Origin of the sequence: Polaribacter sejongensis (genome assembly GCF_038024065.1) — a bacterium.
Classification (GTDB): Bacteria; Bacteroidota; Bacteroidia; order Flavobacteriales; family Flavobacteriaceae; genus Polaribacter; species Polaribacter sejongensis.
Window position 1 is genome coordinate 1,885,855 of sequence record NZ_CP150667.1, and the last position, 22,071, is coordinate 1,907,925.

Consider the following 22,071-nt stretch of genomic DNA (forward strand, 5'->3'; position numbering starts at 1 on the left):
AAATTAAAAATTGAATTCAAGTTACAAAGATTTCGTTCCTTCAAAAGCAATTCCGTTTATAGAGTTTCTTATAAACGAGCATTCTTTTACGCTAAAAATTGTTAACCAGAGAGAAACAAAACATGGTGATTTTAGACAATTACCCGACGGAAGATTTCAAATTACCGTAAATAATAACCTTAATAAATATCAGTTTTTACTTACGCTAGTTCATGAAATTGCACATCATGTTACGCATCAAAAATTTGGACGCGTGCAGCCTCATGGCAAAGAGTGGAAAATGGTTTTTCAGCATTTAATGTTGCCTTTTTTACGGCCAGAAATTTATCCCATGGAAATGTTGCCTTTTTTAGCAAGGTATTTTAAAAACCCTAAAGCAAGTACAGATACTGATGCAGATTTATCATTAGCTTTAAGAGGTAATGTAGCAGAAACGGGCAAACATTTTATTTTTGACATCCCTTTTGGCAGTTTATTTGTATTTAAAAACACCATCTACAAAAGAGGAAACAAACGTAGAACCCGATATGAATGCATGAATATGAGCAATAAAAAAGTATATCTATTCAACCAAAATGTAGAAATTGAATTCTACAAAAATGGTTAGAATTTATTTACCTTAATAACATCAATTATAGAGTAATTCGTTTAACAAATGAGATTATCTAACAAGTGATTTTTTTGTCAATCTGAATTTATTTCAGATTCTTATGAATATAGATACGTTAAGATACTGAAACAAGTTCAGTATGACAATATTCAAAACTTTTAGAAAACTCCTTAAAACTTACTTATCTCTTTTAATAAACAATGTATCTAAGTTCATTTCTTTTTGCAACCAAGTACGTAATTTCTTTTCTTTTACACGAATAATAGTATCAGACACTTTTAAATTCCATTTAACCGTTGCTGTAGGAATGGTATCTATATTTATAAAATCTTTAGAAAATAAAACTTTTGAAAACCCTATTTCTTCTATTTCACTATATAGAATTTTTGCCTCTTTAGAAATTCTACTAAAAGCAATTGCTTTTTTATCATTTTGAAGAGCATCATCTTCAATTCTTATATTTAAACCAGAAATAATACCTTCTAACTCAGTAATCTTATCTTCAAGTTCTTGTATTCGCTTTTTACTTTCATTCAACTCTTCTCTTTTCTCGGTATACGCTGTAGTAATTAATTCGAAACTCTTAGTATCACTTCCTTTAATATTAATTTTCACTTCTTTTAAGCGATCATATCTAGGGTCATTAATCAAACTGCTTTCTAACATGTTTTTCTCTACAGCAGTTACTTCGTTAAAGAAATTCAGCTTTAAAACCTTAGTATCAAAATCGTAATCTTCATCAATTAATTGATAGTTATCAATAGTCATAACCTCATTTTTAACAAACGTTTTTAACTGTGCATTTACCCTACTCTCTTCTAAAGCATGTAAAAAAGTATAAACAGCAGGAATCATAACAGCAATACCTACTACCGTTGCAATAGTAGCATATCGTTTTCTTCGTGCAGCATTCGCATATTTATGCATTGGAAAACTTAACAGTTTTAATACAATAAATGTTGCCAAAGCAATAAAAATAGTATTAATTGTAAACAAATACATGGCTCCTAAAGCATAGGTAAAACCAACAGTATCCCCAGAAAAACCTTTTGCTAAACCAAACCCTGCAGTACACAAGGGCGGCATTAATGCAGTAGCAATAGCAACTCCAAAAATAACAGAAGCTACCGTTCCCTTTTTTGTTCTTGCAACCATTAAAGCCAAACCACCAAAAAAGGCAATTAATACATCTCTAATATCTGGTCTTGTTCTCCCTAACAATTCGGATGTATCTTCACTTAACGGAAAGAAATAGAAAAAAACAAATGACGCAAGTAAACTTAAAGTAATCATTGTTGCCAAACTGACTAATGATTTTTTAAACACTTCAATATCATTAATTGCAAAAGCACTTCCTATTCCCAAAATAGGTCCCATTAAGGGCGATATTAACATGGCACCAATAACAACTGCAGTAGAATTAGCATTTAACCCTATAGAAGCCACAAAGACAGCAAAAATAAGAATCCAAGCAGTTGCACCTTTAAAAGGTATATCTGCTTTAATAGCCTCCATGGTAGCTTCATGATCCGTATCGTGTCTAAAGTCTAAAAGTTCGGTTAAATATTTTCTGATACTAAAGAGTAAACCTCTAGCCTCATCTTTCATTCCTTGCTTAGATTGATCTACCTTTTCCTCAGCTCCCTTATTTTCTTCCATCAAATTTAAGTTTCAATTATTCTGGGAAAGATACAAAAATTTAAAATTGACAATAAAACTGATTATAATAATTTTTTGCATAAAAAAAGCTTCACATTTCTGTGAAGCTTTTAATCTAATGTGACCGGGCTGGGGCTCGAACCCAGGACCCTCTCCTTAAAAGGGAGATGCTCTACCAACTGAGCTACCAGGTCATTTATTTTTATCTTAATGACTAAAAAGATATTTTTACTAATTAGAGAAACGACTTTCTCTTTTCAATTACTTAATTAAAAAACTTCACATTTCTATGAAGTTTTCTAAGTTTTTGTGACCGGGCTGGGGCTCGAACCCAGGACCCTCTCCTTAAAAGGGAGATGCTCTACCAACTGAGCTACCAGGTCAATATATTTGCTTTTAAGCGGCTGCAAATATATACTTTATATTAGAAAAAACAAATCTATTTATATTTTTTTTCATTTAAATATGCTTCTCTTACTTTTTTAAATAAATTAGAAGAATACACAAAGTCTACAACTGCCTCATTGTCAGTTTTAAATATATCTTCACTGGTACCTTCCCAAGCTTTTTGACCTTCCTTTAAAAAAATTATTTTTTCGCCAATCTCCATCACAGAATTCATGTCATGTGTATTAATTACGGTTGTAATTTTATATTCATCCGTAATTTCTTGAATTAAATTATCTATTACAATTGCAGTTCTTGGATCTAAACCAGAGTTTGGTTCATCACAAAAAAGGTATTTAGGGTTCATAACAATTGCTCTGGCAATGGCAACTCGTTTCTGCATTCCTCCAGAAAGCTCTGCTGGTAATTTTTTATTAGAGTTTTCTAAATTAACTCTATTTAAAACAAAGTTTACGCGCTCTAGCATTTCTGCGTGAGATTTATCTGTAAACATTTTTAACGGAAACATTACATTATCTTCTACCGTTTGAGAATCGAACAAGGCACTTCCTTGAAAAACCATACCAATTTCTTGCCTCCATTGCTGTTTTTCATTTTCAGTAAATTTTGTATTTATCCTACCATCAAAAGAAATAGAACCTTTTTCTGGCGTGTGCAAACCTATTAAAGATTTTATAAATACTGTTTTTCCAGAACCACTTTGACCAATTATTAAGCTGGTTTCACCAGGTAGAAAAGTAGCTGTTATACCTTTTAATACTTTTACATCTCCAAAACCTTTATGTAAATTATCTACTTCAATCATATTTTAGGTTAAAAGCATTTGAGTTAAAAAATAGTTTGCTATTACAATTAAAATAGTTGTCCAAACTACGGCTTGCGTACTTGCTTTACCAACCGCTATAGACCCTCCTTTTACATAATAACCATGATAAGAAGGTACTGTAGAGATTAGAAATGCAAAAATTAAGGTTTTAATAATTGCGTACGATAATAAAAAAGGATCAAAATCTGTTTGAATACCTTCTATATAATTTGCTCCAGAAAAAAGACCAGATAAAACACCTGTAACCCATCCTCCTAAAATCCCTAAGAACATACCTAATGAGATTAAAAAAGGATAAAAGAAAACTGTTGCAATCACTTTAGGCAATACTAAATGACTTAAAGCATTTATACCCATTACCTCTAAAGCATCAATTTGTTCTGTAACTCGCATAGTACCGATACTAGAAGTTATATAAGAACCTACCTTACCTGCTAAAATAATGGAACAAAAAGTAGGAGCAAATTCTAAAATAATAGAACGCTTAGCTGCAAAACCTATTAAAGATTTTGGAATAAAAGGATTGTCTAAATTTAAAGCCGTTTGCAACGCAATTACACCTCCAATAAAAAAGGAAATAAACATAATAATCCCTAAAGATTTTAAACCTAATTCATCAATCTCTTTTATCAAAGCTTCGTAAAAAACTTTTCCTTTTTGCGGTTTTTTAAAAACACGCCCTAACATCATAAAATATTTACCAACATGTTCTAGGTAACCCATTCATTTTAATTTTATGCTAAAGTATTAAATTATCATTAATAGTGCGTTAAATTGACCAAATCAAAACAAAAAATAATTACTTTTGACTCATAATTTATATATGTACTTATGAAATTCAAATTACTTTTCAGCTTCATCTGCCTATTTATTTGTTTAGGAAACAACAAACTAACATCACAAAATAAAAAACCAAAATTGGTGGTTGGTATTGTTATTGACCAAATGAGATATGATTATTTAACAAGGTATTCCGATAGATATGGAAAAGATGGATTTAATAGAATTTTACAAGAAGGTTTTTCTTTAGAAAACGCTCATTATAATTACATACCAACCTATACAGCTGTTGGACACACCTCTATTTATACAGGAACAACCCCAAGTGAACACGGAATTATCTCTAACAATTGGTACGACAAATATCAAAAAGAATCTATTTACTGCGTAGATGACAACAATTACAAAACTGTTGGAAACGAGGGTAAATATGGACAAAAATCTCCAAAAAGACTTTTTACATCAACCATAACAGATCAATTACATTTGGCTCAAAATATGTTTGGTAAAACTATTGGTGTTTCTATAAAAGATAGATCTGCAATTTTACCTGCTGGCCATTCTGCAAATGCAGCTTATTGGTATGATGGTGGTAATTTTAATACTTGGATTACAAGTACATATTATATGAATGAATTGCCTAAATGGGTAAAAGATTTTAATGGAAATAACAACGCAGATACATACCTAAACACACCTTGGGAAACACTTTACGATATAGAAACATACACAAACAGTAGAGTTGACGATAATATTTATGAAGGTAAATTAAAAGGACAGGAAGCACCAACTTTTCCGAAAGACTTAAAAGCATTGCGTTCTAAAAATGGTAATTTCGATTTGATAAAAACAGTACCGGCAGGAAATACTTATACAACAGATTTTGCAAAAGCTGCTATTATAGGTGAAAACTTAGGTAAAGGTGAACATACAGATTTTTTAGCGGTTAGTTATTCTTCTACAGATTATATTGGTCATAAATACGGAGTTGCTGCCATAGAAACAGAAGACACCTATTTACGATTAGACAAAGATTTGGCTAATTTATTTCAATTTTTAGACCAACAAGTTGGAAAAGATAATTACACCTTATTTTTAACTGCAGATCATGCAGCAGTGCATGTACCAGCTTATTTACAATCTTTAAAAATACCTGCTCACTATTTAAAGATGACAAAATTTAAAGAGTTTATTTTAGAAACCACTAAAAAATATTTCAATTCTGTAGATTTAATTGAAAACGTTTCTAATTATCAAATATTCTTAGATAAAGATAAAGTAGAATCTTTAGGTTTAGAAGTAAATAACGTTGCTCAAAAATTAGCTGATGAAGTAATTAACTTTGATGGTATTTATAAAGCAGTAACCGCAAGAACTTTGCAAACCACACATTTCTCTTCTGGAATATTAAATTCACTGCAAAACGGGTATAATCAAAAATTATCTGGTGATGTTTTAATGATTCCTAATCCGGCTACTTTAACTGGTGGAAGAACAGGAACAAGCCATGGTTCTGGATATTCTTATGACACACATGTACCAATTATTTTTTATGGAAACGGAATAAAACAAGGTTCATCATCAAAAAGATACAACATTACAGATATTGCGCCAACTATTGCGAATCTTTTAAATATAGAGTCGCCAAACGGAACAAACGGAGTTGTAGTTGATGAAGTTTTGGAAAAATAAAATAAGTTCTATATTATAATTATTTCTAACAGGAATAAGATATTAAAAAGCCCCAAGACTTAGTTTTGGGGTTTCTTTTTGATTAAAAATTTGAATACAGAACCATCTTGATGTCTTTTTATCGCTTTCCTAGAAAGTAGAATTCCAATTCCTAAAGAAATAAATGCACCTATAGAAATTCCTGGAATAAAGTTGATGAACAGAAAAAAATCATATGCTCCATGAAACAGCGTTGCGAAAAACAAACCTGTTAAGTTTAAAACTATTCTATTTTTAGAAAACTTTGCTTTTCCCATAAAATAGCCCATTAAAATGGCAAATGTAGCATGTGCCGGAACCGCAGTAAATGCTCTTAATATTCCAGTAGACACTCCGTGTTGAAAAACATACAATACATTTTCTAAAGTAGCAAAGCCCATAGAAACCATTACCGCATAGACAATACCATCAAAAGGCTCGTTGTATTCTTTATTTCTCTGTGCATAATATTTTACAATTACATATTTAGAAAACTCTTCTACCAAGGCAACTACTATAAATGCCTTTACAAATTGTTGAAATATATTAGCGACATTAGTAACAGGCAGAAATCTATCTGCAAAACCACCAAGAATTACAGTAATTAACACACTTGCCGTTGCACCTAAAAGAAAGTTTTTAAATAAAAAAGGAATAGGCTCTTTTTCAAACTTATCTTTAAAATAAATATATAGTATAATAATGGTTGCAGGAGCAATAGCAAGAAGAAGTAAATGCATGGAGAAATTTAAAGAGTTTGTTTTTTATAAAATGAAACAAACGCAAAGTTTTGAAAAGAAGATTTTATAATTCCTTTACCAACCTTGCGTTTGCCTAGTATTTTTGTACTTAATTATTTGCTAACTTTATTTTTTAGGCAAGAAAACTTCTGCCATCATACAGCGCGCACTACCTCCTCCACAAAACTCAATAGTATCTAAAGGACTAGAAATAATTTTACAATGATTGTTGATTTGTGATTTTTGAGATTGAGTTAAACTATTAAAAGCAGCTTGACTCATTACTAAAAAACGCTCATCATCTTTACCTCTAACTTCTAACATATTTCCGGCAAAGTTAGTAACCTGTTTTTCTGTAATATCAATTACTTTTTTACCATCTTCTTTTAAATGTTTCAAAACATTTTTACGCTCAGATTTATCATCAATAGAAGCCAAACAGATAATCGCCAAAGTTTCTCCAACACACATCATCACATTCGTATGATAAATTGCAGCTCTTTTACCATCTACTGTTTGATTTGCTGTAAAAACAACTGGTGTATATTCAAAATCTTCACAGAACTCTATAAATAACTCTTCATCTGCTCTCGGCGAAAGCGCACAATATGCCTTGTTATTCCCTCTATCTAAACATATACTACCCGTTCCTTCTAAAAAAACTCCTTCATCTTCAGCAGAAGTATAATCTACAATATTCTCTATTAAAAAGCCTTCTTTTTCTATCTGTTCTAAAACATCCTCACGTCTTTCTAAGCGCCTATTTTCTGCAAACATTGGGTAAATAGCAACGGTACCATCTTCATGAAAAGATATCCAATTATTTGGAAAAACAGCATCTGGTGTATCCGCTTCCTTTGTATCAGAAACAACAATTACATCAATACCAAAACCACGTAATTTCTCTACAAAAGCATCAAATTCGTCCTGCGCTTTTGTATTAATGGTAGCTGGCAATGCATTATCAATATTATGTTGATAGTAATTATTTACAGCAGTTTGCTCATTCATCCTAAAACTAACAGGACGAATCATTAAAATTGTATTTGTAGTTTGCTTCATTTAATTCATTTATTAGGCACAAAATTAGCCTTTTTTTTAATCACTATAGGTTTCAATGATTTTATTTTCTGATATAAAACCATTCTAAAAGTTTACTATTGTCTTTTTGTTTATTTTTACCTCATGAAAAAAATACTTCCCTTTTTTATATTCTTTATTTCTCTTTTCTCTTTCGGACAAACTCTTCCAGAAGGTTTTGTTTATTTATCTGATGTTGATAAAACGATTCAAAAAGAATTGCGCTACTTAGGAAATAATAATTTTATAGGGAAAACAATTGATGGCTATCATAAAAACTGTATTATAGTTACTAAAGCTTCTGCTGATGCTTTAACGAAAGTACAAAAGAGCCTCCAAAAAGAAGGGTACAGTCTTAAAATATTTGACGCATACAGACCACAACAAGCAGTAAACCACTTTGTACGATGGGCAAAGGTTTTAGAAGATACGTTAATGAAAAAAGCGTATTACCCAGATGTACCAAAATCAGAATTATTTAAAAGAGGATACATTGCCTCTAGATCTGGACACTCAAGAGGAAGTACTGTAGACTTAACAATTGTAGCTATTAAAACAGGTAAAGAATTAGATATGGGTAGTTCTTATGATTTTTTCGGAATAACATCTCATTACCTGCCTAAGAATATCAGTATAGAACAACAAAAAAATAGGTTATTACTCCGTAATATAATGATTAAAAACAACTTTAGACCTTATAAAAACGAATGGTGGCATTTTACTTTAAGATACGAACCCTTTCCAAAAACATACTTTAATTTCCCAATAGAATAAGAAGTTTTAACAAAAAAGAAACATTCTCACTCAAAATCGGCATTATATTTGCTTAAATGATTGAAAGTAATATATAAATGAAAACAAACATCAACTTACTTCTTTTTTTCACTATTTCATTATTCTCTGTTTTACAACTATCTGCACAGTTAGATTCTAATTCAGGAAGCAAAGAAAAAGGCAAAATTAAGGGCGTAGTTTTAAATAATTCTAAAGAGGTAACAAAACCAAAAGCATTAGAATTAGATGGGAATGATGGCTTTAAAAATGCTTTTGATAAAGAAAATGATAAATTAAAAAAACAAAAGGAAGAAAATGACCTTAATAATAAAGGCATTATAACACAAGAAAAGCAAAGAGAAGAGCGTTTTTTAAAAGCATTTAAAAAAGTAAACGGACAATATATTTATCCCGTAATAGACCAAGATCTAGGTAGTTTTAGAACAGATTCTAAAAGTGTTAATATTATTTGTAGAGATTTCCAATATCCTGACGGAGATATGGTTACCATATTTGTAAATGACATACCCGTTGTGCATAACATTACATTAAAACGAAGCTATCAAAAGTTTAATATCCCTTTAGAAATAGGTATTAATAAAATTGCTTTTAAAGCGCTAAATCAAGGTACATCTGGACCAAATACAGCCGCTTTTAAGGTATATAATGATGAAGGTACACTGCTCTCTTCTAATGAATGGAACTTGGCAACTGGCGCTAAAGCCACGATAGTAATAGCTAAAGACAAATAATACTCTTAAAATATTTTGTTTTATTTTAAACTAATCTAGTTTTTTTATTCTATCAAAAACAGTTATTTTTGTGACTGGTTATTAAAAGAGTAAATTTTAATAGTCTTAAAACAAACAATATCACTAAAAATGAAAGAAATCACCAAACAAACCTATTTAGATTGGTACAAAGACATGCTTTTTTGGCGTAAGTTCGAAGACAAACTTGCTTCTGTTTACATTCAACAAAAAGTTAGAGGTTTCTTGCACTTATATAATGGGCAAGAGGCAATTTTAGCGGGTGCATTACATGCAATGGACTTATCTAAAGACAAAATGATTACGGCTTATAGAAATCACGTACAACCGATTGGTATGGGAGAAGATCCTAAACGTGTAATGGCAGAATTATATGGAAAGGTAACCGGAACGTCTAAAGGAATGGGTGGTTCTATGCATATTTTTTCAAAAGAATTCCGTTTTTATGGTGGTCATGGTATCGTTGGAGGTCAGATTCCTTTAGGTGCAGGTCTTGCTTTTGGTGATAAATATAATAATACTGGTGGTGTTACATTAACCTGTTTTGGAGATGGTGCTGCAAGACAAGGTTCATTACATGAAGCTTTTAATTTAGCTATGTTATGGAAATTACCTGTAATTTTTATTTGTGAAAACAATGGGTATGCAATGGGTACTTCTGTAGAAAGAACTGCAAACCATACAGATATTTGGAAACTTGGTTTAGGATACGAAATGCCTTGTGGACCAGTAGATGCAATGAACCCTATTAAAGTTGCAGAAGCTATAGACGAAGCTTTAGATAGAGCTAGACGTGGTGATGGACCAACTTTCTTAGAAATGAAAACATATAGATATAGAGGTCACTCTATGTCTGATGCACAACACTATAGAACTAAAGACGAAGTAGAAGAATACAAAAAAATAGATCCTATTACACAAGTAAAAGATGTTATTTTAGAAAAAGGGTATGCTACTGCAGAGGAATTAGCTGTTGTTGATAAAGAGGTAAAAGTGAAGGTTAAAGAATGTGAGCAATTCGCAGAAGATTCTCCTTATCCAGAACCTCAACAGATGTACGATATGGTTTATGAACAAGAAGATTATCCTTTTATAAGTTAAGATATGGCTACAATAATAAATATGCCCAGACTAAGTGACACCATGGAAGAAGGTGTTGTGGCAAAATGGTTAAAAAATGTTGGAGATAAAATTGAGGAAGGTGATATTTTAGCCGAAATCGAAACCGACAAAGCAACAATGGAATTTGAGTCTTTCTACGAAGGAACTCTTTTATATATTGGTATTCAAGAAGGAGAAACTTCTCCTGTTGATGTTTTATTAGCTGTTATTGGTGAAGAGGGTGAAGATATTTCTGCAATTATAAACGGTGATGAAGCAGAACCTGCAAAGGAAGAAGCCACTACTGAAGAAGTAAAAGAAGAAACTACTACAGAAACAAGTGCTACTGAATCTGCTGCAATTCCAGAAGGAGTGCAAGTAATTACAATGCCTCGTTTAAGTGATACAATGACTGATGGTACTGTGGCAACATGGTTAAAAACAGTTGGTGATGAAGTTTCTGAAGGTGATATGCTTGCCGAAATTGAAACAGATAAAGCAACAATGGAATTTGAGTGTTTCTATGAAGGAACAATCTTATACATTGGTGTACAAGAAGGAGAAACAGCTCCTGTAGATAGTTTATTAACTATTATTGGCCCTGCCGGAACAGATGTTTCTGCAATTGTTGCTAATGGTGGTGCTACTTCTGCTCCTGCTGAAGAAAAACCAGCTACTGCTAAAGCTCCTGAAAAAACTGAAGCTGCTGCTACAAAACCAGCTGCTAAAGTAGAAGAAACTAAAACTGTTTCTACTTCAAACACTTCTAACGGACGTATTTTTGCATCTCCTTTAGCTAAGAAAATTGCTTCTGATAAAGGAATTAATTTAGCAGATGTTAGTGGTTCTGGTGAAAACGGAAGAATCATTAAAAAAGATGTAGAAAACTATACTCCTGCTGCTAAAGTTGAAGCTGCTCCTGCCACTGCAAGTGTTGCTGCTGCTGGTGTAGAAAACTCAGAAGAAGTTAAAAATTCTCAAATGCGTAAAGCAATTGCTAAGTCTTTAGGTAACTCTAAATTCTCTGCTCCTGATTTCAGTTTAAATATTGAAGTTGATATGGACAATGCAATGGCATCTAGAAAAATAATAAATGCAATTCCAGACACTAAAGTATCTTTTAACGATATGGTAGTTAAGGCATGTGCAATGGCATTAAAAAAACATCCACAAGTAAACACTTCTTGGTCTGAGGCAAATACAATTTACCACAGTCATATTCATGTAGGTGTTGCTGTAGCTGTAGATGATGGTTTATTAGTACCTGTAATTAAACATACAGACGGATTGAGTTTAACTCAAATTGGTGCTGGTGTTAGAGATTTAGCAGGAAAAGCTAGAAATAAAAAATTAACTCCAGCAGAAATGCAAGGAAGTACTTTTACAGTTTCTAACTTAGGTATGTTTGGTATTGGTAGTTTTAACTCTATTATCAACCAACCTAACTCAGCAATTTTATCTGTTGGTGCAATTGTACAAAAACCAGTTGTAAAAGACGGACAAATAGTTGTAGGTAATACAATGAATTTGACTTTAACATCAGATCACAGAACTGTAGATGGTGCTGTTGGAGCTCAATTTTTACAAACATTAAAAACATTTATTGAAAACCCGGTTACAATGTTAGCTTAAGGTTTACCTTAAATTTTATAATAAAAACCATTTCAATATTTTTTGAAATGGTTTTTAGTTTTTATAACAATAACAATTATGACAAAAAAAACTACATTATTATTAGTATTCGTATTTGCTTTATTTAACAGCTCCTTTAGTCAGGAAAAAATAAAGGGAAATAGATTAATATCAAAGATAAAAACAGATCTAGCGCCTTTTCATAGTGTGGTTATAAATAATGATTTTAAAGTGGAACTGGCAGTCTCAAATATCTCTTCATCAATAGAGATAGAAACCGATAAAAACCTACACGAGCATATCATTTTTAACGTTACAGATTCTGTTTTAACAATAGCTACTGACAAAAAATTAAAAGCAAAAAAGTTAAATATTTCAGTAAATTATAAAAATGAATTAAAGGAAATAACTTTAAATGATGATGCAGAAATAGAATCTTTAGGTACCATAAAAACATCTTCTATGTTGCTTAAAATAAACGATTATGGAATAGCTGATTTAAAGATAAAATCTGATATTTTTAAGCTCTTTAATAATAATAAATCTCGAATACAATTTAGGTCTAAAAGTAAGTTAGATATAGAAAGTAAAGATGTAGATCTAGATTTAAGTGAATCTTGCAAAGTAGACATGGTTCTTAAAGCAGAAAACTTACACACAAGAATGATTGGTAATTCTGGTTTAAATATTGAAGGAACTGCTAATTTATTTAATGCTATTACATTAGAAAATTCAGCGTTAAATGGAGAAAAATTAAATGTTACTACTTGTACAAGTATTATAAAAGATTCGGCTGCAATTACTGTAAATGCATCAGAAAGTATTACTATAGAAGCATCAGATAAAAGTAAAACAGAAGTATATGGAGAAGCTAAAATTATTTTAACTCAATTTTCTGAGAGCTCTAAACTCTTTAAAAAAGAATTATAATACTTTAATAAAATAAAAATCAAGAAAAAAGCTCGCAATTTGTGAGCTATTTTTATATATTTATTTCTGATGAAAGACTTAGAACAAAAACTAAAAAACCCTGTCTGGTATTCATTAAATGAAACCCACAATACCTCTTTAATAAAGTATGATGGCGTACAATTTTATCAGCCAAATACCTGTTCTTTTGGCTCTTTTTTTGACTCCGGAAAAACAGCAGATGCATTAACAACCCATTCTAAAATTACAGAAAAATTCTTTTTAGTTTCAGAAAAAGACACTCCTACAATAGATGACAAGTATGTAGTTCTTGAGAAAAAAATAAACGGATGCCAGATGGTATTAAAGAACTTGGTAGCTGTAGAAATTACAGAAGATATTGTTTTACTAACACAAGAACACATAGATGAAGTATATGATTTAATTTGGTTAGTAATGCCTGGTTTTTATCAAAAGAAAGGTTTTGAAATGGGGAAATTCTTTGGTATTTTTAAAGAAAATAAACTAGTTGCTATTACAGGACAGCGAATGCAAACTGATGATTTTATTGAAATCAGTTCTGTAGTTACGCATCCAGATTACACTAGAAGAGGATATGCGAAACAACTAATCTGTCATACAACAAAAGAAATTTTAAAAGAAAAAAAACTTCCTATATTGCATACCAATAAAGGAAATACTGCAATTCCACTATATGAGAAGTTAGGTTTTAAATTAAGTAGAGATATGAATTGGTGGTTATTCCGCAGAAAATAATACACCTAATAATTTAACAACATGCCAAAAAAAGGGAAAGGAAAAGCTAAAAATTCCGTTAATAAAGCAAAACACACTAAATTAATGAATCAGAAAATTAATAAGGTGAAATTAGAAAAACAGTTAAATAAAGAACGTTTAAAAGCTATCATTAAAAAAGTGAATGATGCCAAAAAGGATGAAGAATAAAGTAAAATACTTTTTAGGAGCCATAATTTCTGTTCCCTTGCTACCTTTTTTATATTTCCAAGGAAAAAACATTAGAAAAAAGGTCCCAAAACTTCCAGAAGCAAAAGAACCTAAAGGTTTTATAAATGGTCATTTTAATAAAACTCTAAATATACTTTCTATTGGAGAAAGCACTATTGCAGGAGTTGGTGTAGACTATCATAAAAATGGTTTTACAGGTTCGTTATCAAATACACTTTCTATAAATTTAAAAAGGAATATAAATTGGCGCGTATATGCTAGAAGTGGTTATACAGTTGACCAAGTTTGCAAAAAAATTATTCCTAAAATTGAAGAAACATCTACAGATATTATTGTTATAGGAATGGGAGGTAATGATGCTTTTACTTTAAATTCTCCAAAAAAATGGGCTAATTCAATAGAAAACCTCATCAATTTATTACAAAATAGATTTCCAGGTACTCCTCTATTCTTTACAAACATGCCTCCTATTAAAGAATTTCCTGCTTTTACAAAACCAATAAAATTTGTAATTGGTAATTTGGTAGAAATTTTAGGAGAAAGACTTCAAGATGTAACACAAGATAGAAAAAACGTTTTTTACTATAACGAAGTCATCACACTAAAAAAATGGAGTATAAAGCACTCTTTATCAAATAATAATTCTAAAATTTATTTTAGCGATGGCGTCCATCCGTCAGAATTGACGTATAAAGTTTGGGGAGAGGAAATGGGGAATTTTATCACAAAAAAAATCCCAAGTTAAATACTTAGGATTATACATTAAACAATGCTATTTATTATTGGTCTATAGAACCTAAAACGCGTTTCATAAAAGTATTTAACGCTTCCTTTTTGGGTGTGCCTTCTTTTACCATTTTATCAACTTCGAGAGCACCATACATATTAGAAATTAACTCACCAATAACATCTAATTCTTCATCTTTTAAAGACGGAACTTCTGTTAAAGCTTCTAGAGTTTCAATAGTTTCTAGCACATAATCTTGATCGTTTTCTTCGATAAAATTAGTAAGATGTTTAATTACAGGTAATTTCATAATCTAATTAAATTACTTCGTTTACTAAATCTTTCAACACATCAAACTTGTTTGTTTGCGTTTGATTTTTTAAACTACCTCCTTCAAAAGTTGCAAAAGTTGGTAAGTTACTTACATCTGCTAATTTTCTACTTTCAGGAAATTTTTCTGCATCTGCAATCACAAAAGTTACGTTTTCATTTTCTGAAGCTAACTTTTTAAACTTAGGTTTCATAATTCTACAATTTCCACACCATGTAGCAGAATATTGTACAACTACTTTATTGTTTCCGTTTACAATTTCTTGTAAATTATCTTCTGTTAATTCTTGTACCATTTTAATTATGACTTTAAAATTAAGAACTACGGATTATAAAACCCGCAATTCTTAATTTATAATTAGTATTTAGTGAGAAGCTAAATAAGCTGCTGTTCCTTTTGCATCTGGAGACATAGCATCCTTTCCTTCTTCCCAGTTTGCAGGACAAACTTCACCTTTTTCTTGTACATGCGTTAAAGCATCTATTAAACGTAAATATTCACCAACATTTCTACCTAAAGGCATGTTGTTAATACTTTCGTGTTGTACAACACCCTCTTCATCTATAATATAAGTAGCTCTATAAGTTACATTATCTCCTTCTACTTGAATAGTTTGTGTAGCTTCATCAAAAGTTTCGTTAGTGATATCTAAAATACCTAAAATTGATGATAAATTTCTATTACTATCTGCTAAAAGTGGGTATGTAACACCTTCGATTCCTCCATTATCTTTTGCTTGACTTAACCATGCAAAATGAACTTCTGGAGTATCACAAGAAGCACCAATAACAATAGTGTTTCTTTTTTCAAATTCACCTAAAGCTGCTTGAAAAGCGTGTAATTCTGTAGGACATACAAATGTAAAGTCTTTTGGGTACCAGAATAACACTACTTTCTTGTTATTATTAACCGCTTCTTCTAATACATTCACTTTAAATGTATCGCCCATTTCATTCATTGCGTCTACGTTTAAATCTGGGAATTTTTTTCCAACTGCTGTTGCCATTCTATATAAGTTTTATAATTATTAATGTTCTATTTATTACTGATACAAAGATAAAAATAAAGCAAAAAAAAAGATAGTATTTTAATGGTTAGTTTCAATATTACTATAGCTTTTAACTATACACAAACAACAGCTAAATAAATTTTCACTATTAATAAAATTATGTTTATAAAATTCGTATTTTTAAGAACTAACCACCTTAAATAGTTTTTAACTATCCTAAAATAAAAACAATAGATAAAAATTATTTAAAAACATATTGTAGTTTTGTCAAAAATTAAAACATAAAATTTAAAACATATATATAATGGAAAACTTAAAACATAGTTCTGGAGACATTTCACAATGTCCATTTCACGGAGGAAATACAACAAATGAAACTAATAATGATTGGTGGCCAAATTCTTTAAATTTAGATATTTTACACCAGCATGACACAAAAGTAAATCCACTTGGTGAAGAATTTAATTATCATGAAGCTCTTAAAAGCTTAAATGTTCAGGCTTTAAAAGAAGATGTTACCAAACTAATGACAGATAGTCAAGATTGGTGGCCAGCAGATTGGGGACACTATGGAGGATTGATGATTCGTTTGTCATGGCACTCTGCAGGATCTTATAGAGTTAGTGATGGACGTGGTGGTGGTGGAACCGGAAACCAACGTTTTGCTCCTTTAAATTCTTGGCCAGACAATGCTAGTTTAGACAAGGCAAGACGTTTACTTTGGCCAATTAAGAAAAAATATGGAGACAAATTAAGTTGGGCAGATTTAATCATTTTAGCGGGTACTATCGCTTATGAATCTATGGGACTAAAAACCTATGGTTTTGCTTTTGGTAGAACAGATATTTGGCAACCAGAAAAAGATACCTATTGGGGTAATGAAAAAGAATGGTTAGCTCCAAGTGATGAGCGTTATAATGATGTAGAGGACGCTAGCACAATGGAAAACCCATTAGCAGCGGTACAAATGGGATTAATTTACGTAAATCCAGAAGGAGTTAACGGAAAATCTGACCCTGCAAAAACCGCTTTACATATTAGAGAAACTTTTGCTCGTATGGCAATGGACGATGAAGAAACTGCTGCATTAACTGCAGGTGGTCATACAGTTGGAAAAGCACACGGAAATGGTGACGCTAGTATTTTAGGCCCAGAACCAGAGGCTGCTCCTATTGAAAACCAAGGTTTTGGTTGGTCTAATCCTACTGGAACAGGTGTTGGTAGAGACACCGTAACAAGTGGTATAGAGGGTGCATGGACAACTGAACCTACAAAATGGGATAATGGATTTTTCGACCTTTTATTTGGATATGAATGGGAATTAACAAAAAGTCCTGCAGGAGCTACACAATGGGCACCAATCAATATTAAAGAAGAAGACAAGCCTGTAGATGTAGAAGATCCTTCTATTCGTTTGAATCCTATGATGACGGATGCAGATATGGCCATGAAAGTAGATCCTATCTATCGTGAAATCTGTGAGAAATTCAGCAAAGACCACCAATATTTTTCTGAAACTTTTGCACGTGCTTGGTTTAAATTAACACACAGAGATATGGGACCAAAAGTTAGGTATTACGGTCCGGATGTACCTTCTGAAGATTTAATTTGGCAAGATCCAATTCCTATAGGAAAGAAAGAATATGACGTAAACCTTGTTAAAGAAAAAATTTCTAATACCGATTTAACAATTGCAGAATTAGTATCTACCGCTTGGGATAGTGCAAGAACTTATAGAGGTTCTGATATGCGTGGAGGAGCAAATGGTGCTCGTATTCGTTTAGCTCCGCAAAAAGATTGGGCTGGTAATGAACCAGAAAGATTAGCGAAGGTTTTAAATGTTTTAACTCCAATTGCAACAGAATTTGGAATTAGTATTGCCGACACCATTGTTTTAGCGGGTAATGTTGGTGTAGAAAAAGCAATTAAAAATGCTGGTTTTAATACAACTGTTCCTTTTACTACTGGACGTGGAGATGCTACTGATGAAATGACTGATGCAGCTTCTTTTGAACCTTTAGAACCAGTTGCAGACGGATATAGAAACTGGTTAAAACAAGAATATATTGTTAGTCCGGAAGAAATGATGTTAGATAAAACACAGCTTTTAGGTTTAACAGCACCAGAAATGACCATTTTAATTGGAGGAATGAGAGTTTTAGGGACGAACTACGGAGGAACTAAACATGGAGTTTTTACAGATAATGAAGGTGCTTTAACCAATGATTTCTTTGTAAACTTAACAGACATGGGAAATACTTGGAAATCTGTTGGTGAAGGTTTGTATGAAATTAGAGACCGTAAAACAGATGCTTTTAAATGGTCTGCAACAAGTGTAGATTTAGTATTTGGTTCTAATTCTATTTTACGCTCTTATGCAGAAGTTTTTGCACAAGATGATAATAAAGAAAAATTTGTACACGCATTTGTAAAGGCTTGGGCAAAAGTGATGAATGCTGATAGATTTGATGTAAAATAATTAATTAAAAAAAAAGAGCCTGTTCAAAAAGCAAGTTTTTTTGTCAATCTGAATTTATTTCAGATTCTTATGAAGATTGAATTTCAGTAAGTTGAGATACTGAAACAAGTTCAGTATGACAAGATTTAATACTTTTTGAACAGCTTCTTTTAATAAACACAGTACTTATGAATATTTTAAATACTTTTTTTGATGCAATTCAATCTGTAAATATCAATGTTATAGAAACACTATTAAAAAGGTTTCCAAAACTAGCAAACGCACAAGATAAAAGAGGTTTTACACCTTTAGTTTTTGCTACTTATTTTGATAAAATAGAAATTGCAGAAACTTTAATAAAACACAATGCAAATGTAAATCATAAAGATGCTAAAGGAAACACCGCTTTATTAGGTGTCGCTTTTAAAGGCAATGTAGATATTGCAAAACTTCTTTTAAAGAATAACGCAAATATCAATGCGCAAAACAACCTTGGTTACACTCCTTTAATTTTTGCAACTATATATAATCAACCTAAGATGGTGGCATTTTTATTAGAACAAAACGCAGATTTATCCCTTAAAGATAAAGAAAACAAATCTGCCTTAGATACTGCAAAAGCTAAAGATTTTACAGAAATTATTAGCTTACTAGAAACTCAAGAAGCTACTTACTTGCAAACATTTTAATATCGTTTGCAGAGACTTCTTTTTCTCCTAAAATAATTAAACGTTCTACAACATTTCTTAATTCACGGATGTTTCCCGTCCAATCATATTCTTGTAACAATTTTATTGCATCAGATGAAAATGATTTTTTAGGCGTTCCTTGTTCTACAGATATTTTACCCGTAAAGAAATCTACCAATAACGGAATGTCTTCTCTTCGATCATTTAAAGACGGAACTTGAATTAAAATAACCGCTAACCTGTGATATAAATCTTCTCTAAATCGACCTTCCTCTATTTCTACTTTAAGATTTTTATTAGTTGCAGCAACAATTCTAACATTAACTTTGATATCTCTATCCGAACCAACACGCTGAATTTTATTTTCTTGTAAAGCACGCAAAACTTTTGCTTGTGCAGACAAGCTCATGTCTCCTATTTCATCTAAAAAAATAGTACCTCCGTTTGCAGCTTCAAATTTACCTGCTCTGTCTTTATTTGCACCAGTAAAAGAACCTTTTACGTGACCAAATAACTCGCTTTCTATTAATTCTGAAGGAATTGCAGCACAGTTTACCTCAATTAAAGAACCTTTAGATCTATCTGATTTTTCGTGTAACCAATGTGCAACCAACTCTTTTCCTGTTCCGTTTGGTCCGGTTACTAAAACTCTTGCATCGGTTGGTGCTACTTTTTCAATCATCTCTTTTATTTGAGAAATTGCAGCACTTTCACCAATCATTTCGTAGTTTTTACTTACTTTTTTCTTCAGTCTTTTATTTTCTACAGTCAAAACTTTTTTATCCAAAGCATTTCTAACTGTATTTAAAAGTCTGTTTAAATCTGGTGGTTTAGAAATATAATCGAAAGCACCTAAACGCATTGTATTTACCGCAGTGTCTAAATCTCCATGGCCAGAAATCATAACAATAGGAATTTCTGGTTTTATTTTCTTAGCTTTTTCTAACACCTCAACACCATCCATTTTCGGCATTTTAATATCACATAAAACCAAATCGTAATCGTTATTCATAATCATTTCTATCCCTAACAAACCGTCTTCTGCTTCTTCTACATGATAGGATTCATTTTCTTCAGAAATAATTTTTGTTAGAACCCTTCTAATTGCGGCTTCATCTTCTATAATTAAAATCTTTGACATTATATTTTAAATTTAATACCTGTTCTTAAATAAAACGCATTTACTTTATCTAAAGTATATACATGCTTTCTGTCTTTATCTCTTAAAACATTACTCAACCTAACAGTGTAACCACTATATGCAAACAAAACTAAGTGCTTTGTAAGTTGATAGTCATAGCCCAAACCTGCAACCAATACAGATAAAGAGATATTGTCTGCTTCTTTATTATCCATAATTATTGGCGTCTTTAAATGTGCAAAATAACCATCTAAACCAACAAAGGATTGTAAACTGTTTACTGGGTTTATTTTATATTTTAAATTCATTTTAGGCACACCAACTGTATAAGACCATTTCTCGTTTACTTGCCTAAAATAATTTACTAAAGGTAACGGAAAAGGAATACCTGCAGTTGTATTATATGTTAAACCCAAAGTTAAACGATATGGTTTTATTACACTTTTATCTTTTGTTCTATCTTTTATAAAAAAAAGACCTCCGTTCATAAAAAAATCTTCGCTCGTTATTTTTTTTGTTAAGGTTGCTGCTAATCTAGGTGTAAAACTATAAGCAACTCTCCAATGATCGCTCATTTTATGAGTGTATGCTAAATTTAAATCAATAACATTAATATTCTCTAATAGCGATGTATCAAAAGGATATTCATCTTTTAAGTTTAAAAATATCCTATTAAATTCTGAACCAATTATTAAATAACTATCTTCTTTTATTTTTATAGGATAATTAAAAAGCGCTCTAATTCTAGTATATTGATCATCAGATTTTTTTTTGGGAATAAAAGAATATTCTACTCTTGCTAAATCTGTTAACTGTGCATTTGTTGATAAACTAACAAATAATACTAAAACAATTATACATCTCTTCATTTTAATCCTTATTTAACAAGTCCTTGCGTATTAGAATAAACATGAATATCTCTTTGAGGAAATGGAATTGAAATATTGTGTTCTCTAAATAATCTATCTATTTCAAAACGAATATCACTTTGTGGATATTGTGCTTTAAAACTATCTGCAAGTGTAAATACTACTTTAAAGTTTAACGAACTATCTCCAAAATCTTCAAAAAGCACCGAAACTGGTGGACTAACTAAAACACTTGGGTGAGATTTTGCAGCTTTAATTAACAATTCTTTTACCAATTGCACGTCGCTACCATAAGCAACTCCAACTTTTACAGATTCTCTTGTGGTAGTGCCATTTTGTGTCCAATTATACAAACTGTTGGTTAAATATAAATGATTAGGGATTATTAATACTTTATTATTTAAGGTAACCGCTCTAGTGGTTCTTAATTTTATTTCTTCTACTCTACCAACTTTCCCTTCTAACTCAATAATATCACCAGCATGCACAGATTTATCAATCATTATAAAAACACCCGAAATAATATCTTGAAATAACGTTTGCAAAGCCAAACCAACACCAATTAAAAGTGCTGCAGATGCTGCAAAAAGGGCCGTTAAGTTTACCCCCATTTTACTTATAGTTACTAAAAAAATAACTACATAGATAATCCAAGTTAAATAAGAAAAAATACTTCTAACCTTTAATTCATTCTCTGGCAGTAATTTTCTATTAACTATTTTTTTGAACAATCTTATCACTACAGAAGCAGTTGTTAAAGTAATTGTCAAAATAAGAACATCAAGAATACTGATACTAAAAGTATCTGTTATTACATAGTTTGAATTTATAAAATCTAATATTTTTCTCATTAAAACTAGT

Annotated in this window: 23 protein-coding genes and 2 tRNA genes; 12 read left to right on the forward strand and 13 right to left on the reverse strand. The window is 31.2% G+C overall.

Going from position 1 to position 22,071, the window contains the following annotated elements; all coding sequences use genetic code 11:
• Positions 1–10 precede the first annotated feature (10 nt).
• The gene (locus WHD08_RS07800) at positions 11–607 is read left to right on the forward strand and encodes a SprT-like domain-containing protein (protein WP_208888626.1); all 597 of its coding nucleotides are present in this window, start codon (positions 11–13) and stop codon (positions 605–607) included.
• A 180-nt stretch (positions 608–787) separates the two neighbouring features.
• On the opposite strand, the gene WHD08_RS07805 is transcribed toward WHD08_RS07800, so the two are convergent.
• The 5 genes from WHD08_RS07805 to WHD08_RS07825 all read right to left on the reverse strand — a co-directional run bounded on the left by WHD08_RS07805 (position 788) and on the right by WHD08_RS07825 (position 4,226).
• Positions 788–2,269: a DUF389 domain-containing protein gene (locus WHD08_RS07805; RefSeq protein WP_208888625.1), complete on the reverse strand. Its 1,482-nt coding sequence runs from the start codon at positions 2,267–2,269 to the stop codon at positions 788–790.
• 121 nt (positions 2,270–2,390) lie between these two features.
• Positions 2,391–2,463: transfer RNA gene (locus WHD08_RS07810), tRNA-Lys, on the reverse strand.
• A 116-nt stretch (positions 2,464–2,579) separates the two neighbouring features.
• Positions 2,580–2,652 (reverse strand) — tRNA-Lys (locus WHD08_RS07815).
• Positions 2,653–2,708: 56 nt separating this feature from the next.
• Positions 2,709–3,482 (reverse strand): ABC transporter ATP-binding protein, encoded by a 774-nt coding sequence (locus WHD08_RS07820; RefSeq protein WP_208888624.1) that lies wholly within the window; start codon positions 3,480–3,482, stop codon positions 2,709–2,711.
• A 3-nt stretch (positions 3,483–3,485) separates the two neighbouring features.
• Positions 3,486–4,226, reverse strand: coding sequence for an MlaE family ABC transporter permease (locus tag WHD08_RS07825; RefSeq protein WP_165732910.1), 741 nt, complete (start codon positions 4,224–4,226; stop codon positions 3,486–3,488).
• Positions 4,227–4,334: 108 nt separating this feature from the next.
• Between WHD08_RS07825 and pafA the strand changes: the two genes are divergently transcribed.
• Complete coding sequence (pafA, locus tag WHD08_RS07830; protein ID WP_208888623.1) at positions 4,335–5,975, forward strand: alkaline phosphatase PafA; 1,641 nt, start codon at positions 4,335–4,337, stop codon at positions 5,973–5,975.
• Positions 5,976–6,034: 59 nt separating this feature from the next.
• Here the strand turns inward: pafA and WHD08_RS07835 are convergent, their stop codons facing one another.
• Both WHD08_RS07835 and ctlX read right to left on the reverse strand, forming a co-directional pair.
• The gene (locus WHD08_RS07835; protein ID WP_165732912.1) at positions 6,035–6,733 is read right to left on the reverse strand and encodes a PrsW family intramembrane metalloprotease; all 699 of its coding nucleotides are present in this window, start codon (positions 6,731–6,733) and stop codon (positions 6,035–6,037) included.
• A 126-nt stretch (positions 6,734–6,859) separates the two neighbouring features.
• Positions 6,860–7,795 carry a citrulline utilization hydrolase CtlX gene (ctlX, locus tag WHD08_RS07840; RefSeq protein WP_165732913.1) on the reverse strand — a complete coding sequence of 312 codons (936 nt, stop codon included), beginning with the start codon at positions 7,793–7,795 and terminating at the stop codon, positions 6,860–6,862.
• Positions 7,796–7,918: 123 nt separating this feature from the next.
• Here ctlX and WHD08_RS07845 point away from each other — a divergent pair, with 123 nt between their 5' ends.
• The 8 genes from WHD08_RS07845 (at position 7,919) to WHD08_RS07880 (ending at position 14,731) form a co-directional block, all read left to right on the forward strand.
• Positions 7,919–8,587 (forward strand): M15 family metallopeptidase, encoded by a 669-nt coding sequence (locus WHD08_RS07845; protein ID WP_208888622.1) that lies wholly within the window; start codon positions 7,919–7,921, stop codon positions 8,585–8,587.
• Positions 8,588–8,664: 77 nt separating this feature from the next.
• Positions 8,665–9,339 (forward strand): hypothetical protein, encoded by a 675-nt coding sequence (locus tag WHD08_RS07850; RefSeq protein ID WP_244183220.1) that lies wholly within the window; start codon positions 8,665–8,667, stop codon positions 9,337–9,339.
• 129 nt (positions 9,340–9,468) lie between these two features.
• Positions 9,469–10,458, forward strand: a complete 990-nt coding sequence (gene pdhA / locus WHD08_RS07855) for a pyruvate dehydrogenase (acetyl-transferring) E1 component subunit alpha (protein ID WP_165732915.1) — start codon at positions 9,469–9,471, stop codon at positions 10,456–10,458.
• Positions 10,459–10,461: 3 nt separating this feature from the next.
• Positions 10,462–12,090, forward strand: coding sequence for a pyruvate dehydrogenase complex dihydrolipoamide acetyltransferase (locus tag WHD08_RS07860; protein WP_208888621.1), 1,629 nt, complete (start codon positions 10,462–10,464; stop codon positions 12,088–12,090).
• Between the two features lie 78 nt (positions 12,091–12,168).
• Positions 12,169–13,020, forward strand: a complete 852-nt coding sequence (locus WHD08_RS07865; protein ID WP_208888620.1) for a GIN domain-containing protein — start codon at positions 12,169–12,171, stop codon at positions 13,018–13,020.
• A gap of 69 nt (positions 13,021–13,089) precedes the next feature.
• Positions 13,090–13,776 carry a GNAT family N-acetyltransferase gene (locus WHD08_RS07870; protein ID WP_208888619.1) on the forward strand — a complete coding sequence of 229 codons (687 nt, stop codon included), beginning with the start codon at positions 13,090–13,092 and terminating at the stop codon, positions 13,774–13,776.
• Between the two features lie 21 nt (positions 13,777–13,797).
• The gene (locus WHD08_RS07875) at positions 13,798–13,965 is read left to right on the forward strand and encodes a hypothetical protein (RefSeq protein WP_208888618.1); all 168 of its coding nucleotides are present in this window, start codon (positions 13,798–13,800) and stop codon (positions 13,963–13,965) included.
• A complete protein-coding gene (locus WHD08_RS07880) occupies positions 13,955–14,731 on the forward strand; it encodes an SGNH/GDSL hydrolase family protein (RefSeq protein ID WP_244183219.1) in 777 nt (258 codons plus the stop codon). The genes WHD08_RS07875 and WHD08_RS07880 overlap by 11 nt, the downstream gene beginning before the upstream one ends.
• Before the next feature lie 34 nt (positions 14,732–14,765).
• Here WHD08_RS07880 and WHD08_RS07885 read toward each other — a convergent pair whose 3' ends face one another.
• The 3 genes from WHD08_RS07885 to WHD08_RS07895 all read right to left on the reverse strand — a co-directional run bounded on the left by WHD08_RS07885 (position 14,766) and on the right by WHD08_RS07895 (position 16,050).
• A complete protein-coding gene (locus WHD08_RS07885; protein WP_208888616.1) occupies positions 14,766–15,023 on the reverse strand; it encodes a DUF6952 family protein in 258 nt (85 codons plus the stop codon).
• Between the two features lie 7 nt (positions 15,024–15,030).
• Entirely contained in the window at positions 15,031–15,339 is a 309-nt protein-coding gene (locus tag WHD08_RS07890; protein WP_208888615.1) for a thioredoxin family protein, read from the reverse strand.
• A gap of 69 nt (positions 15,340–15,408) precedes the next feature.
• Entirely contained in the window at positions 15,409–16,050 is a 642-nt protein-coding gene (locus WHD08_RS07895; protein WP_165732922.1) for a peroxiredoxin, read from the reverse strand.
• 307 nt (positions 16,051–16,357) lie between these two features.
• Here WHD08_RS07895 and katG point away from each other — a divergent pair, with 307 nt between their 5' ends.
• Together katG and WHD08_RS07905 are read left to right on the forward strand one after the other, a co-directional pair.
• A complete protein-coding gene (gene katG / locus WHD08_RS07900) occupies positions 16,358–18,532 on the forward strand; it encodes a catalase/peroxidase HPI (protein ID WP_208888614.1) in 2,175 nt (724 codons plus the stop codon).
• Between the two features lie 167 nt (positions 18,533–18,699).
• Positions 18,700–19,200, forward strand: a complete 501-nt coding sequence (locus tag WHD08_RS07905; protein WP_208888613.1) for an ankyrin repeat domain-containing protein — start codon at positions 18,700–18,702, stop codon at positions 19,198–19,200.
• On the opposite strand, the gene WHD08_RS07910 is transcribed toward WHD08_RS07905, so the two are convergent.
• The 3 genes from WHD08_RS07910 to WHD08_RS07920 are packed head-to-tail and all read right to left on the reverse strand — an operon-like array spanning position 19,178 to position 22,061.
• Positions 19,178–20,341 (reverse strand): sigma-54-dependent transcriptional regulator, encoded by a 1,164-nt coding sequence (locus WHD08_RS07910; RefSeq protein ID WP_165732925.1) that lies wholly within the window; start codon positions 20,339–20,341, stop codon positions 19,178–19,180. The two genes, WHD08_RS07905 and WHD08_RS07910, sit on opposite strands and share 23 nt — an antisense overlap.
• Complete coding sequence (locus tag WHD08_RS07915; RefSeq protein WP_208888612.1) at positions 20,341–21,210, reverse strand: DUF6268 family outer membrane beta-barrel protein; 870 nt, start codon at positions 21,208–21,210, stop codon at positions 20,341–20,343. The genes WHD08_RS07910 and WHD08_RS07915 overlap by 1 nt, the downstream gene beginning before the upstream one ends.
• Before the next feature lie 8 nt (positions 21,211–21,218).
• A complete protein-coding gene (locus WHD08_RS07920) occupies positions 21,219–22,061 on the reverse strand; it encodes a mechanosensitive ion channel family protein (RefSeq protein ID WP_166385335.1) in 843 nt (280 codons plus the stop codon).
• Positions 22,062–22,071 lie beyond the last annotated feature (10 nt).